Here is a 13,083-nt window from a genome sequence, read left to right as displayed (position 1 = left end):
GCCTTGGCGGCTCCGGGCTCGCAGCCAAGCCCCGCGCCGTGCGGGGCTTTGTTTTTCTTGACGACAGTCGCATGCTGCGGCAGTTTTGCGGTTTGATTCCGGGAGGCCGCCATGTCGAGAAGAATGACGCTGTTGTTGGAGTTGCTGGTCAATTTTCTGCTGCCCTGGCTGTGCTACCGCTGGGCGCGGCCACATTGGGGAGAGATGGGCGGCTTGCTGCTGTCTGCAGCGCCGCTGCTGATGTGGAGCGGCTGGGAGCTGTGGCGCAGCCGGCGGGTAGACGCGATGAGCATGCTGGTGCTGTTGGGCATCGCGCTGTCTCTGCTGGGGATGGCGCTGGGCGGTGGAGAGAAGATGCTGCTGCTGCGCGAATCGTTGTTGTCGGGGCTGTTCGGCGCGGCGTTTCTCTTGTCGCTGCTGTTTCCCCGTCCGCTGGTGTTTTTCCTGGCGCGGGCCGCGCTGGAAAGGCAGCGGCAAGATGGCCGCGAGCATTGCGAGTGGCTTTGGGCGCAAGCTGCCTTTCGGCGCGGCATGCGGTTCATGACGGCGATGTGGGGCTTGGGCCTGGTATCGGAGATGCTGTTGCGCAGCTGGCTGGCATGGCATTGGCCGGTTGAACGCTCCGTGCTGTTGCTGCCCTGGATCAGTTATGGGGTGATGGGCTTGCTGTGCGGCGCCACTTGGCTGTTGCGCAGGCGTTTGACCGTCGCGATGCAGCTGGCCGCGGCATAGTGCCGCGAGGCAGTGGTATGGGATTGGCTTCGGATATTGAATTCGGGTATCATGGGGAATCCTAAGCCGCAAGACAAAAAAAGTGGGCCGCACAAGGCGGCCCGAAGTTCCGTGATGAACACTTAGGAGAACAGGCATTACCTTGGCTGTTAGCGCTGGCAGTCGCTTGCAGATGGCAACACCCGTCAAAATGCACAGGTCGATTTCGCATCTTGAATCCGATTGGCAGACCGGTTTCCGTTTGCGTGACACCTCCGCTTCCGCTTCGGTACCGACCACGCTGTCAATGTAGCGGTCTTTTGTTGATGGCTTATGTTTTTGCAGTCGGCATCTGTTAAAGAGTATGAACAGGCATTTTCGCTGTTTTTGATATGGTTTCCGGCAAAGTCTTGACGGAAGGCTGTCATGGGTATATAGTTCGCCTCTCTGCAAGAAACAGCGCAGAACAGAATTCAGACGCGGGGTGGAGCAGTCTGGTAGCTCGTCGGGCTCATAACCCGAAGGTCGTAGGTTCGAATCCTGCCCCCGCAACCAAATAAGCATTAGGCCAACTTCTTTCTAGAAGTTGGCCTTTTTGCTTTTCTAGACCGTGTAACCGCTGTGTAAGCGGATTCGATCCGTCTCGGTCGCTGTGAATCAACGCAGTCAGAAGGCGGTGCCTGCAGGATGCGATGCCAAGCATCCCCTTCCCAAGCTACCTGTTGTTCTCTACTACCAGCCGAACCGTTTGCTGAACCAGCTTTCCACGCGATGTGAGATCGTGGTCCAGGTTTCGCGCAAGATCGTCTTGGCGGCTTCTTTGATCGTATCCCACAGCCCACCTATGGATTCCCGCTGCATGGCAGGCGTCACGTACTCGGCGCGGGTCTCTCGCGTGACGCTCCACTTTTTTTCTTTGGGCAGCCTATGGATGATTTGCTCGATCAGGATCTGCAGGCCGTAGCCTTCCATGGCTGAAATGATGAAGATCTGGGTTACTGGCGCGTTGAACAACTGGCTGATCTGCATCTGCTTGCGGCTGATGTGGGTCAGCTGTTGCGGACCAGGCATGCTGTGGATGAAGTCCCATTCCCGGCACGGCTCGATCTTGTCTACCTGATTCACCACGAATAGCAATGGAATATCGTGCTCGATCAGATAGGGCAGGATCAGGCGCTGATAGCACTGCTCGTCCACGCTCAGCGCGCGATCAGCGGCGCCAGCGTATCCGACGATACAGCACCTTGGCATCGCTGTGAGCGCGGATATGGATGGCATCGGCAGCGGTGTTGTTGAACAGCACCTCCGCTTCCTGGATCGACCAATCCAGTCCCGCCTCGCGCTGCCAGACCTCGACAGGCTGCCCAGCCGGCAGGCAGTTGCCCAAGCCATGCCAAGGGATTTGGCCGACATAGGCCATGGTTTCCACTAGATGCGACATATCGAACTCCATGAGGGGAGGCTTCATCATTTCAAATGGATGAAGGGGAGGATCAGAACGATTTTGACAAAACAAGCCCAGCTCAAGTCGATGATATGTAGTTGAAAAAATCTAGATTCGATTAGGAGCGCACAATGAAAGTCATATTTGAAAAAGCCATTAGCCGAGTGACGCGGATTTTAAAAGGGAAAAGTGCTGAAGCGAAAAGGGCGGAAAGGAGAAAGTACCTGGCTTCGGTTTGTAGCGATGGCGTAACTATTTCATCGGAGGTGGAGGAACTGCTAGAGCAGCTTTTTGAGCAGATGAGCAGAGAGGAAAAAAGCCCCATGTGCAGCAATGGGGCAAGGGTAGAAATCAAAATGTGATTCAGATGGGTAAGCGTAAGACTTTAAGATCGACCACCTTAGTGCGCGCTTGCCATCTTGGTGAATGGTCTAACCCTGGTTTGTATTTCCGTAATAATTTCCATGCCTTCCTGCAAATCCACCATATAGTTGCCTGCTTTTATATTTCCGGAAGTTTCTACATTGGCAAGCGCGACTGCATAGCGCTCAATGTAGCGTTGGTAGTCCTTTAGCAGTAGATCGCAAACCCTCAGCATGGTTTTCGGATTGTTAGCCAGGATGGCATGGCCCAGCAGGTCAAAGTTGTGCAGCGTGTCCGCGAGTTGACAAATGTCTTTACCGTTTCGTAAGCGGTGAGTGCGGCCAGTCGCTTGCTTACTATGCTGCCGGATAGTGGTAGCAATGTGAGCCGTATAGTACAAAAGCCGTGCCAGTTCGCTTGTTAAATTCAGTTCCTGTGTGTTCATCATCCGCACCTCGTTTTATTAGTTTTTAATCCGTTTTTCTGCACGGTTGCCGTCAATCAAGCTGGCTGCGCTTGCTAAAGCCATCAGTGAGTCTAGTTAAGTGATTTAATGCGAAATATTATTGTCAAGCCAATATACAGTCGTGATGAAAACTGATAAGGTGTCGAGTAATATTCAAACGACATTGCATTGGTTTGCGCATAATGCAAACGATGAGGCGTTGCCTCAAGGAAAATAATTTTCCTTGACAGTGTTTTGTGGTCATGAGTCACTTTCGACTCGAGATGAAGATCAATATTAATCACATTGGTTTTTAATAGAACAATCCTAATATTGATACGCCTGCTTAATTCAATCAGAGGCTCCCAATGGAAAGCGTACCAGCGATTGCAGCAAAGAAGATCACAGTTAGAATTGTGCCCTGGCTGATCATTTGCCTAACCATGGCCTACATCGACAGAACCAACCTGGCTTTTGCACAGTTCTCTTTAGCAAAATCATTCGGTATTGATCCATTGGTTTTTGGGACGGCCGCAGGGGTATTTTTTGCCGGATATATTGCCGCAGAAATTCCCAGTAATTTATTGTTGCTAAGATTCGGCGCACGGAGGTGGTTGGCAAGAATTATGATCAGCTGGGGCGTGGTCACGATGTCAACTTACTACGTCCACACAGATACTCAGCTGTATATTGTCAGATTTCTGCTTGTAGTGTGTGAGGCAGGGTTTTATCCCGGAGTGCTGTTTTATTTGACACGCTTCATTCCAATAGAGAATCGTGCAAAAACCAATTTCCTTTTCATCTCCGCCATCCCACTATCTGCAGTGATTGGCAGTATATTTTCGGGCTGGTTGTTGGAAACGATCTCTAAATCGCACTACTTAGGCTTGGCTGCATGGCAGTGGTTGTTCTGGACAGAAGGTCTTATGACCATTTTTATTGGTATTGCACTGCTCTATGTGCTGCCGGAGAGCATCAAGTCTGTAAAGTATTTAACTGATGCTGAAAAATTGCAGTTAAGCGCCCACATACAAGCACAGGAAGAAACCAAAGCTGTGATTGGGTCGCCGCTGAAAGCGCTGTTGGACTTAAAAGTTTGGATATATGCAATCGTGACTTCTGCCTCAGCCTTTTCCATGTATTGCATTTCATTCTGGCTCCCGCAGATCATCAAATCCTTTGATGTTGCCGATACATTGCATATCGGCTTGATCAATGCCATCCCATGGGGCTTGGCACTGATCGCGCTAGCGACGTCATTTTTGATGATCGGAACCATAAAACGGCCAGTTTTTGTCTTGTCCCTGTTGTACGGGGTTGGGTGCTTATCATTTTCGGCCATCTTGATTAATGGCATAAGCGTGACAACAAAGCTTGGCTTAATTTCGATTGCGACTACTGCGATTATGCTGACCTATCCAGTATTTTGGTCGCTAGTCAATTTCCTTAAAGGCAAGGCTGCGGCAGTTATTTTTGCTGTGATCAATTCCATTGGCAGCTTGGCTGGGTTTGTGTCGCCCATCATGATGGGATACGTCATCAAGGCAACGGGGAGTCCGCAGCTTGGCATCGTAATCATGTCCAGCTTTATGGGGTTGGCTGTGATTTTGCTTTTTGTGATTCACATTGCTTTTACAGAAAACAAGCGTGCCGCAGCTTTCTGATATTAATGATATCAATGGAGATTCATTACAATGTCAGATTTGCCAGATCTCATAAAAACACAAATAGACTCCTCAAGGCATAGCTGTGGTGTCAAGAATAAAACGCACCAGTTTCTTTATGCGCATAGCCAATACCTTTCTGTTGTGGGAGCTTCATGTCTAGAGGAGATTTTAGGCAGGCACACGTATGACCTGCCTATCAACTCTGTTTCGGAAGGGCACGATTATGATGCTGAAGATGGGATTGTGCTGAGAGAGGAGCGGCCCGTTATTTCCTTGCACTGCTTCCGGAATGGATCGGTATACAATGAAATTACCTATATCAAAGAGCCATTATATTCCTCTTCAAATAAATTGGAGTGGGTTTATTTTAGGACGTTGAACTATTTGAAGGTAGATACATCAAGTCAAGTTGATGAAGGCAAGCAGGGCAGCGAGAGTAGTCGCGAAAAGATACTGAAGTACCTATCTAATCTAACCGACAAAGAATTCAAGATTCTAGAGCTTTTTTGCGCAGGAAAACAACCAAAGGAAATTGCTTTTGCTACCAATACTTCAGTTTCCACTATTTCCAAAGCGCTAGCAAGAATAAAGTCTTCGCTCAATATTAGCAATAACTTCGATATTATCAGAACAATGAATGCCAACAATATGCAGCCATTTCTGCATAGTCGTGCCTCGGATAACTTTGGTGTAGTTTACATGGACATAATGAGGTTGCCATGATGATATCTGATAGTCATGCCCTGTTTGAAGCTGCTGGCTGTGCGATGACCCTCAACAACACGGGCGTCATCACCGACAGTAAGGATTTTGTTTCTACTGCTTTTTGCAATCAGTCGGTATCTGCCTTTCCTCTACTTGAGATCGGTGCGGGATTTGGTTCGAATTCCATTTCAGCTTTAAAAAATGGACATGCAGTCATATGCAATGACTTAAGCAAAGAGCATTTAGAGATTGCTAGCAGGAACGTGCCTGCTGAAATGTTGCAACGGATTACATTTCTAGATGGTAGCTTTCCTGATGAAATTGATCTGACAGAAAACTCCATTGCATCCATTCTGTGTTGCCGGGTTTTGCACTTCTTCAATGGTCAAAGCATTGATAAAATGCTGAATGCCATGTCTAGATTGTTAATTCCCGGTGGGCGAATTTATGCAACTGTCGAGACGCCGTTCATCGGTAATTGGAAGTCTTTCAGGCCGGAATATGAAGCAAGGCTTGCCGCCGGCCATCCTTATCCTGGCTTGATCGAAAATCATCGCATGCACGATAGCATAGCGTTTTCGAATCAAATTCCTGATGTTTTGCATCTGTTTGATCTTGATAGTTTTAAAAAACTATTCACTGACCATGGCTTTATGGTTGAGCAAGCCGCATACATCAATCGACAAGGTGTTTTCCCCGCTGAGTGCTTGTCTGATGATGGTCGGGATAGTGTTGGGGTGATTGCTGTAAAGCCGACGAACTAGAAAGCACACCATCTAGATTTGTGATTTTTTGCACGTAAACCAGAGATAGTACAAAAAAAGGAAAGCATACATGTCTACCGGTACGATCAATTGGCAGAAAAAAGCAGAGCAATTGCATTTCGAAGGCCGCGCTTACATCGATGGCGCTTACCGGAAAGCGCTGAGCGGCAAAGAGTTCACAACGATCAATCCCGCAACCGGCAAGGTGTTGGCATCTATTGAGTGGTGCGGTGAAGAGGATGTGGAGCTAGCGGTGCGTGCAGCGAGGCGGGCATTCGATGGTGGCGCATGGTCCGAGCTGGCGCCGCGTTCCAAGATGGAAATACTGAAACGATTTGCTTCGCTCATCCAGGACAATATTGAAGAATTAGCGCTCTTGGAATCATTGGATGTTGGCAAACCCATCGCCAACGCTCTAAGCGTTGATATTTCCAATACGGCTTACTGCATCAGTTGGTTTGCCGAGCTGATTGACAAGGTTCCGGGTGAGGTTGTGCCTGTCGATCCGGCGTTGCTTGGCATGGTGACGCGCGAGCCTGTCGGCGTGGTGGCAGCTATTGTGCCGTGGAACTTCCCTTTGCTGATGGCAAGCTGGAAGTTTGCTCCGGCGTTAGCCGCAGGCAATGCGGTCATTCTGAAGCCCTCTGAGAAGTCGCCCCTTACCGCAATCCGTATTGCCGCTCTCGCTGAAGCAGCGGGCATTCCGCCTGGTATTTTTCAGGTCTTGCCGGGGGCGGGGAACGTTGGCCAGGCCTTGGCATCACATCTGGATGTGGATTGCGTCGCCTTTACCGGATCGACGGCGGTTGGCAAGCAGATCGCCAACTATGCGGCACAAAGCAATCTCAAGCGCGTGTGGTTGGAGTTGGGCGGGAAAAGCCCGAATATTATCTTGGCAGACTGCAAGGATCTTAAGGCAGCTGCGAGAGCGGCAGCTGGTGCTATTTGTTATAACGCTGGTCAAATGTGTACGGCAGGGTCTCGTGTCTTGGTGGCTAGAGAAATACGCGAAGCCTTCTTGTCTGAACTGAAAGTGGCGATGGCTGATTATCGTCCTGGAGATCCATTGTCACCTGAAACGAACTTGGGTGCAGTTGTCGATCAACGGCAGTTTGATAAAGTCCTGTCATATATAGCGCAAGGACAAAAAGAAGGCGCTACGCTGCTACAAGGTGGTGCTGCTGTCCAAGCTATCCACCCAGATGGTTTGTTTATTGAGCCTGCTATTTTTGATTGCCCGCAGCCAAACTTGACGATTTGCCGTGAAGAAATATTTGGCCCCGTTTTATCAGTGATTACCTTTGATGATGTGGATGAGGCCGTGCGGATTGCCAACGATAGCCAATATGGACTTGGGGCGGCAGTGTGGACTCAGGATGTCTCGACAGCGCATAAAGTGGCGCGTCAGCTTCGTGCGGGTACGGTTTGGGTCAACTGCTATGAGGAGGGTGGGGATATGAACTTGCCGTTTGGCGGCTATAAACAGTCTGGCAATGGTCGCGACAAGTCATTACACGCGCTTGAAAAATACACAGAGCTGAAGAGTACTTTGATCAAGCTATAACGATATTTTTTTACAGGATAAAAAGGAGTGGAAAAAGAGAGGCTAAGCCTCTCTTTTTATTTTGAATGGATACTAGCAACCACGTCCGCAGCTTTCAGCGCGAAATCCACCGTGATCGCCAGACTCTCCCAGCTAAAATTATCCACCACAGTTAAGGGCCGGATTTTCTGGCCGTTGAACAGCGGATCGGCGACGAAATCCATGCTCCAGCACGCATTCAAATTGGAGACGGCCGGCCGAGCGTGGCGATGCGCCGCTGCCACTCGCCGTTTGGGCCGCTTGCGCCGCAGATTCAGACCTTCTTCGCAATAGATCCGGCAGGTCTTCTTGTGATGGATCCGCCAGCCTTCCCGCCGCAGCAAGATGTGGATGCGGCGCGCGCCATAACAAATGCGGGTGGCGGCGATCTCGCGGATTCGCTGCCGCTCCGCACGATCGTCTCGAGGGTGAGGGCGGTAAAAATAGGTAGCTTGCCGCAGCTGAATGACCGCGGTGGCGCGACGGATGCTGACGCGGTACGCGTCGATCAGGAAGTTGGCCAACTCGCGTTTGCGGGCCGGCCTCTCAGCTTTTTTTGGATGACTTCCTGCAGCATCTGCTTGTCCAGGCTCAGGTCGGCGACCATGCGCTTGAGGCGGGCGTTCTCCTCTTCCAACTGCTTCAAGCGGCGCAGCTCGCTGACGCCCAAGCCGCCGTATTTCTTCTTCCAGTTGTAGGGGGTGGCTTCGGAAACACCCATCTTGCGGCAGACCTCGGCGACGGTGGTGCCGGACTCCGCCTAGCGCAACGCGAAGGCAATCTGTTCTTCGGTGAACTTCGATTTTTTCATGACAAATCTCCTGCCCGGATGGGCTTAAATTTGCTAGAAATCTCTACTTTCGCCGCTACGTTTTTGCGGGAGGAGGTTACAAGGCCTGAATGCGCTCCTGCTCGTTGCTGGGGAGAAGAGGGCTTTGCATCTAGATTCCGTGATGCGGTATACAAATATAGTATCGATTCGGGTTTGCCGGTTTCATAATCCGGGCCGCCGAATTCCGGCAATCGCCCCGGCAGCTTCCGCCGGGTTTTTTTCTTGGCGGCTGGAGAGGCGCCGGGATGTCTCGCCGTGCGGTAGTGTCGTCGCAGCGCTAGTGGTATGGTTTGTTTTGACGTTGTCATTTTATGGCGCGATCGGGAGGAGGCGGAGTGACGAATTCGCGGGTGGGCCGTTTCTGCCATGCCCTGGCGCTGTGCGCCGCGCTGGCCGGGTGCGCGATGTCGCCGCGGGGGGGCGAGCTGTGCAGCTTCTCCGGCGCGGCGCAGTCGGCAAGGCCGGGGGCGGTGATCGTCAATCTGTACGCTTTGGGAGAGGGCCTGCCAGAGCTGGCCGCGCAGCAAGTGTTGCAGCAGGGTGGGGAGTGGCGGCTGGCGGCCGCGCCGGGGCGCTATCTGGCGTTGGCGTTCCAGGACGAGGCGGGCGACCAGCAATGGAGCGGCGGCGAGTCTTGGGGCGAGGCCGGCGGCGGCGAGCCGCTGGTCTGCGCGGGAGGCAGGCCGCTGCGCGGATTGGATATCGATCTGGGATCGCGGCAGCCAGGCGGCGAGGTGCGCAAGATGCTGCAGGAGTCACGGCCTGGGCCGCTTGCTCTGCCGCAGGGCCGCGCGTTGAGCGTGGGGGAGGTCGGCAGGATGGATGATCCGCTGTGGACGTCGGAGTATGGGCAGCAGGGCATCTGGCATCCAGACCTGTTCATGCGCCAGGCGCATCCCGGCATTTATTTCCTGCATCCGTACCAGGAGGGCAAGATCCCGGTGCTGTTCATTCATGGCATGGGCGGGACGCCGCGCAACTTCGACACGTTGGTCCAGGGTTTGGACGTCAGCCGTTTTCAGCCATGGCTGGCGTTTTATCCCAGCGGGAGCGATTTGACGGTTTCGGCGCAAATGCTGCACGTGGTTTTGCTGCAATTGCAGCGGCGCTTTCATTTTCCGAGTTTGGTGGTGGTCGCGCACAGCATGGGCGGGCTGGTGGCGCGCCAGTTGCTGCTGGACATGGCTGTGGATCGGCCGGCGGTCACGGTGCCGCTGCTGTTGACACTGGCGACGCCATGGGCCGGGGATGGCGGCGCAGGCGTGGGGGTGAGGCGCACGCCGGCGCCATGGGTAGTGGACAGCTGGCGCAATCTGGCGCCGGACAGCGCTTTTTTGCGGCAATTATTCGTGCGCGCGGACGGCTCGCCCAAGACACTGCCGGCGGCGACCCGGCATGTGTTGCTGTTCGGCTTTCAGCGCGGCAGATGGATGTCGCGGGAACCAGGGGATGGCCGGGTGGCGCTGAGCAGCCAACTGCGCGACGAGGCGCAGAGCCAGGCTTTCCGCATCAAGGGTTACCAGCAATCTCATGCCGGCATTCTGCATGCGGATGAAGTGTCGCGCGATGTCAGCGCGGCGCTGGCCAGCTATGCGCTGCCGGCTGCTGGTCAGCCGGATGGCGGGCGAAGGCCGCCAATGCTGCGCCGCTGATGCGGTAATACACCTTGTCCTCCACCACGCCGGCGCCTATTCGGTCATAGAAGGCGAGGGCTGCCTGGTTGCCGCGCTCGGCGGTCCAGTCCAGCCGTTGGCAGCCGCGCTCCAGCGCCAAGCTGGCTAAGGCTCGCAGCAGGGTCTGGCCGGCGCCGCTGCCGCGGGCTTCCTTGCGGGTGAACAGATCCTTCATGAACAGCTGGCCGCTGTACTCCGGCGCGGGGTAGAGCAGGGAGAATGTCGCCAGGCCTAGCGTTTGGCCATCGCGCTGGGCCAGCATGGTCTGCACGCCGCAGTGCGGCTGGAACAGATTGGCGGCGACATAGCGTGCCGAGGCGTCCAGATTGGCGCGGTCGGCGCCGAAATAATGCCGGTCTATCAGGTAAAACAGCTCGGCCAGCACATCGCAATCGGCCGGTGTGGCCAGTCGGGTAGTGATCATGTCTTTATCCTGTCGGGCCGGGTGTTGCCGGCCATGGCTCGGATGGCGCGGAGGTTATTCCAGATCGCGGCGGAACACCCAGGTCAGCTCGCTGGAGGCTGAGGCGTCGAAAGCGTAGCCTTCGCTGTCGAAGTCGCGCAAAGCTTCCGGCTGCAGCACGCGATGCTCGGCGGCCCAGCGCGCCATCAGGCCGCGCGCGCGCTTGGCGTAGAAGCTGATGATCTTGTACTGGCCATTCTTGCGGTCCTGGAATACCGGCGTCACGATGGCGGCGTTCAGCTGCTTCGGTTTGACCGACTTGAAATACTCTTCCGATGCCAGGTTGACCAGGACGCTTTGTCCCAGCTGTTCCAGTTGCGCGTTCAGCGCGTCGGTGACGATCCGTCCCCAGAACTCGTACAGGTTCTTGCCGCGCGGGTTGGCCAGCCGGGTGCCCATTTCCAGGCGGTAGGCCTGCATCAGGTCCAGCGGACGCAGCACGCCGTACAGGCCGGACAGGATGCGCAGGCGCTGCTGCAGGTAGCCGGTGGCGTCGGGACTCAGGCTACCGGCGTCGAGGCCTTCGTAGACATCTCCCTTGAAGGCGTACAGCGCCTGTTTGGCGTTGTTCGGGGCAAATGGCGGCTGCCAGTCGGCGTAGCGGCCGACGTTGAGGTTGGCCAGCGCGTCGCTGATGCTCATCAACTGGCTGATTTCCAGCGGGCTTTTGCGTCGCAGCTCGCTTATCAGTTCGGCGCTGTGCTCCAGCAGGCCGGGCTGGCTGAATTGCGCGGAGGCGGGGGGCGTCTGGTAGTCCAGCGTCTTGGCCGGCGAGATGACCATCAACATGCGGCAAATCCTTTTGATGAATAGCCGGCTATTGTAGCAAGCTTGCCGCCGCGGGCGGCGTGCGGCGGCGGGATTGGATAGAATGAACCGTGTGTGATGACGAGGAGGAGCCGGATGCGGGTGTTGGTGCAGAGAGTCAGCCAGGCGGAGGTGACGGTTGCCGGCGAGGTAAAGGGGCGTATAGGCGAAGGCTTGCTGCTGCTGGTGGGCGTGGAAGAGGCGGATGGCGGCGACGATATCGGCTGGCTGGTGCGCAAAATCAGCCAGCTGCGCATTTTCGGCGACGAGAACGGGGTGATGAACCGTTCGCTGCTGGAGAGCGGCGGGCAGGCGCTGGCGGTCAGCCAGTTCACCTTGCACGCCAGCGTGAAAAAAGGCAATCGGCCATCGTATTCGCGCGCGGCGCGCGGCGAGATTTCGCAGCCCTTGTTCGACCGCTTCGTCGCCGAACTGGCGGCGGCGCTGGGCAAGCCGGTGCCTACCGGGGTGTTCGGCGCCGACATGCTGGTGAGCCTGGTCAATGATGGTCCGGTGACCATCTGGCTGGATAGCCGCAATCCGGAGTGAGGCGATGAACAAGCTGCCGTGGCGGGTGCTGGTGGTGCCGTATTACCTGAACCGCTACGCGCGCCAGGTGCATGTGTTGCGGGTGGCGCTGGCGTTTTTGTTCGGCTTGCTGCTGACGCTCTGGTCCGGCATGCCGCATGGCGGCTGGATGCTGGTGACGATTTTGATCGTGTTGGGCGGCGCGCCGCACTGGGGCGGCGTTCAGCGCAAGGCCTTGGAGCGTATGGGCGGTTCGCTGCTGGGGGCGCTGGCCGGCCTGGCCGCCATCGTGCTGCATGGCTGGTCGCCGTATGCCTGTTATGCATGGATGGCGGCGGTGGTGGGTCTGAGCACCTGGCACGCCCAGGGCCGCGGCGGTTACCTGGCCTTGCTGACCGGCATCACGCTGGTGATTGTCGGCGGCCTGGGCGACGAACCGATCGCCGAAGCGCTGTGGCGCAGCTGCAATGTGTTGATCGGCTCGCTGATCGGCATGGCGGCGGCGGCCACGCTGCCGTTGCGGGCGATAGACAGCTGGCGCTTTCTGCTGGCGGACAATCTGCGCGAGGCGGCGCTGCTGTACAACCGCATCGCGCGGCGCCTGCCGGTGGAGGGCGATGCCGCGCTGGCGGAGTTCAACGCTCGGTTGATCCTGATGCGGGGCTTGCTGCCGGCGGTGACGCAGGAGTCGTCGCTGGCGCACGGCCGGCTGGAGCAGGTGCAGCGTTGCCAGCGCGGCATGTGGACGCTGCTGGACCGGATGGCGGAAGTGGCGGCGGCGACGCCGGCCTTGGCGGAGGAGCGTTCGCCGCGGCGCGCCATCGTGCGCACCTTGCTGCGCGCGGCGCATGCGTTGCGTTTCAACCAGCCGCAGCTGCTGGAGCAGCCTTTGCCGGCGGCTGACAATCCGTCGCGGATGCAGTGGCCGTCGCATTGCCATTGGCTGGTGGCGGAGTTGACGCTGACGGTGGAGGAGTTGCGGCAAAACCTGCGCCAGACGCTGCCGCAGCTGATCGCGGTGCCGCCGCCGGCGCGCAGCCTGGTGCGGCGCATGCTGGGTTTGGGGCGGGGGATGAAATAGCCCAAGGACGCGCGCCAT

14 protein-coding genes, 1 tRNA gene and 1 pseudogene are annotated in these 13,083 nt (G+C 55.7%); 10 read left to right on the top strand and 6 right to left on the bottom strand.

Annotation, left to right across the window (positions count from 1 at the left end):
- Positions 1 to 111 precede the first annotated feature (111 nt).
- Together U6115_RS18595 and U6115_RS18590 are read left to right on the top strand one after the other, a co-directional pair.
- Entirely contained in the window at positions 112 to 732 is a 621-nt protein-coding gene (locus U6115_RS18595; protein WP_043575642.1) for a VC0807 family protein, read from the top strand.
- 457 nt (positions 733 to 1,189) lie between these two features.
- A tRNA-Met gene (locus tag U6115_RS18590) sits at positions 1,190 to 1,266 on the top strand.
- Positions 1,267 to 1,443: 177 nt separating this feature from the next.
- Here U6115_RS18590 and U6115_RS18585 read toward each other — a convergent pair.
- Together U6115_RS18585 and U6115_RS18580 are read right to left on the bottom strand one after the other, a co-directional pair.
- Positions 1,444 to 1,908 (bottom strand): GTPase family protein, encoded by a 465-nt coding sequence (locus tag U6115_RS18585; RefSeq protein WP_052258083.1) that lies wholly within the window; start codon positions 1,906 to 1,908, stop codon positions 1,444 to 1,446.
- Positions 1,909 to 1,921: 13 nt separating this feature from the next.
- Positions 1,922 to 2,152 (bottom strand): DUF932 domain-containing protein, encoded by a 231-nt coding sequence (locus U6115_RS18580; protein ID WP_174459582.1) that lies wholly within the window; start codon positions 2,150 to 2,152, stop codon positions 1,922 to 1,924.
- 134 nt (positions 2,153 to 2,286) lie between these two features.
- Between U6115_RS18580 and U6115_RS18575 the strand changes: the two genes are divergently transcribed.
- Positions 2,287 to 2,517, top strand: coding sequence for a hypothetical protein (locus U6115_RS18575; RefSeq protein ID WP_043575638.1), 231 nt, complete (start codon positions 2,287 to 2,289; stop codon positions 2,515 to 2,517).
- Between the two features lie 38 nt (positions 2,518 to 2,555).
- On the opposite strand, the gene U6115_RS18570 is transcribed toward U6115_RS18575, so the two are convergent.
- Complete coding sequence (locus U6115_RS18570; RefSeq protein WP_043575636.1) at positions 2,556 to 2,966, bottom strand: hypothetical protein; 411 nt, start codon at positions 2,964 to 2,966, stop codon at positions 2,556 to 2,558.
- Between the two features lie 365 nt (positions 2,967 to 3,331).
- Here U6115_RS18570 and U6115_RS18565 point away from each other — a divergent pair, with 365 nt between their 5' ends.
- From U6115_RS18565 to U6115_RS18550, 4 genes are all read left to right on the top strand, one after another.
- The gene (locus U6115_RS18565) at positions 3,332 to 4,627 is read left to right on the top strand and encodes an MFS transporter (protein WP_080770239.1); all 1,296 of its coding nucleotides are present in this window, start codon (positions 3,332 to 3,334) and stop codon (positions 4,625 to 4,627) included.
- A 30-nt stretch (positions 4,628 to 4,657) separates the two neighbouring features.
- On the top strand, positions 4,658 to 5,353 hold the full coding sequence (locus tag U6115_RS18560; protein ID WP_080509639.1) for a helix-turn-helix transcriptional regulator: 696 nt from the start codon (positions 4,658 to 4,660) through the stop codon (positions 5,351 to 5,353).
- On the top strand, positions 5,350 to 6,099 hold the full coding sequence (locus tag U6115_RS18555; protein WP_076098378.1) for a class I SAM-dependent methyltransferase: 750 nt from the start codon (positions 5,350 to 5,352) through the stop codon (positions 6,097 to 6,099). Before U6115_RS18560 ends, U6115_RS18555 begins: the two co-directional genes overlap by 4 nt.
- A gap of 70 nt (positions 6,100 to 6,169) precedes the next feature.
- Complete coding sequence (locus U6115_RS18550) at positions 6,170 to 7,663, top strand: aldehyde dehydrogenase (protein WP_043575634.1); 1,494 nt, start codon at positions 6,170 to 6,172, stop codon at positions 7,661 to 7,663.
- Positions 7,664 to 7,737: 74 nt separating this feature from the next.
- Here the strand turns inward: U6115_RS18550 and U6115_RS18545 are convergent.
- Positions 7,738 to 8,492: pseudogene (locus U6115_RS18545) on the bottom strand (IS3 family transposase); the annotation flags it as partial.
- A 356-nt stretch (positions 8,493 to 8,848) separates the two neighbouring features.
- Between U6115_RS18545 and U6115_RS18540 the strand changes: the two are divergent.
- The gene (locus U6115_RS18540; RefSeq protein ID WP_052258080.1) at positions 8,849 to 10,165 is read left to right on the top strand and encodes an esterase/lipase family protein; all 1,317 of its coding nucleotides are present in this window, start codon (positions 8,849 to 8,851) and stop codon (positions 10,163 to 10,165) included.
- Here the strand turns inward: U6115_RS18540 and U6115_RS18535 are convergent.
- Entirely contained in the window at positions 10,083 to 10,610 is a 528-nt protein-coding gene (locus tag U6115_RS18535) for a GNAT family N-acetyltransferase (RefSeq protein ID WP_047243812.1), read from the bottom strand. The two genes, U6115_RS18540 and U6115_RS18535, sit on opposite strands and share 83 nt — an antisense overlap.
- A 54-nt stretch (positions 10,611 to 10,664) precedes the next feature.
- Complete coding sequence (gene yaaA, locus U6115_RS18530; protein WP_043575632.1) at positions 10,665 to 11,438, bottom strand: peroxide stress protein YaaA; 774 nt, start codon at positions 11,436 to 11,438, stop codon at positions 10,665 to 10,667.
- A 114-nt stretch (positions 11,439 to 11,552) separates the two neighbouring features.
- On the opposite strand from yaaA, the gene dtd reads away from it, so the two are divergent.
- Together dtd and U6115_RS18520 are read left to right on the top strand one after the other, a co-directional pair.
- The gene (gene dtd, locus U6115_RS18525) at positions 11,553 to 12,005 is read left to right on the top strand and encodes a D-aminoacyl-tRNA deacylase (RefSeq protein ID WP_043575630.1); all 453 of its coding nucleotides are present in this window, start codon (positions 11,553 to 11,555) and stop codon (positions 12,003 to 12,005) included.
- Between the two features lie 4 nt (positions 12,006 to 12,009).
- Positions 12,010 to 13,065, top strand: a complete 1,056-nt coding sequence (locus tag U6115_RS18520; protein ID WP_052258079.1) for an FUSC family protein — start codon at positions 12,010 to 12,012, stop codon at positions 13,063 to 13,065.
- Positions 13,066 to 13,083: the final 18 nt, after the last annotated feature.

This window comes from Chromobacterium subtsugae, assembly GCF_035919665.1.
Classification (GTDB): domain Bacteria; phylum Pseudomonadota; class Gammaproteobacteria; order Burkholderiales; family Chromobacteriaceae; genus Chromobacterium; species Chromobacterium subtsugae.
This window is presented reverse-complemented; position numbering and strand designations above follow the sequence as displayed.

Bases quoted from the DNA above. Each gene is read 5' to 3' on its own strand.
- U6115_RS18595 (WP_043575642.1), top strand. From the start codon at position 112: ATGTCGAGAAGAATGACGCTGTTGTTGGAGTTGCTGGTCAATTTTCTG.
- U6115_RS18580 (WP_174459582.1), bottom strand. From the start codon at position 2,152: ATGTCGCATCTAGTGGAAACCATGGCCTATGTCGGCCAAATCCCTTGG.
- U6115_RS18575 (WP_043575638.1), top strand. From the start codon at position 2,287: ATGAAAGTCATATTTGAAAAAGCCATTAGCCGAGTGACGCGGATTTTA.
- U6115_RS18570 (WP_043575636.1), bottom strand. From the start codon at position 2,966: ATGATGAACACACAGGAACTGAATTTAACAAGCGAACTGGCACGGCTT.
- U6115_RS18565 (WP_080770239.1), top strand. From the start codon at position 3,332: ATGGAAAGCGTACCAGCGATTGCAGCAAAGAAGATCACAGTTAGAATT.
- U6115_RS18560 (WP_080509639.1), top strand. From the start codon at position 4,658: ATGTCAGATTTGCCAGATCTCATAAAAACACAAATAGACTCCTCAAGG.
- U6115_RS18555 (WP_076098378.1), top strand. From the start codon at position 5,350: ATGATGATATCTGATAGTCATGCCCTGTTTGAAGCTGCTGGCTGTGCG.
- U6115_RS18550 (WP_043575634.1), top strand. From the start codon at position 6,170: ATGTCTACCGGTACGATCAATTGGCAGAAAAAAGCAGAGCAATTGCAT.
- U6115_RS18535 (WP_047243812.1), bottom strand. From the start codon at position 10,610: ATGATCACTACCCGACTGGCCACACCGGCCGATTGCGATGTGCTGGCC.
- yaaA (WP_043575632.1), bottom strand. From the start codon at position 11,438: ATGTTGATGGTCATCTCGCCGGCCAAGACGCTGGACTACCAGACGCCC.
- dtd (WP_043575630.1), top strand. From the start codon at position 11,553: ATGCGGGTGTTGGTGCAGAGAGTCAGCCAGGCGGAGGTGACGGTTGCC.
- U6115_RS18520 (WP_052258079.1), top strand. From the start codon at position 12,010: ATGAACAAGCTGCCGTGGCGGGTGCTGGTGGTGCCGTATTACCTGAAC.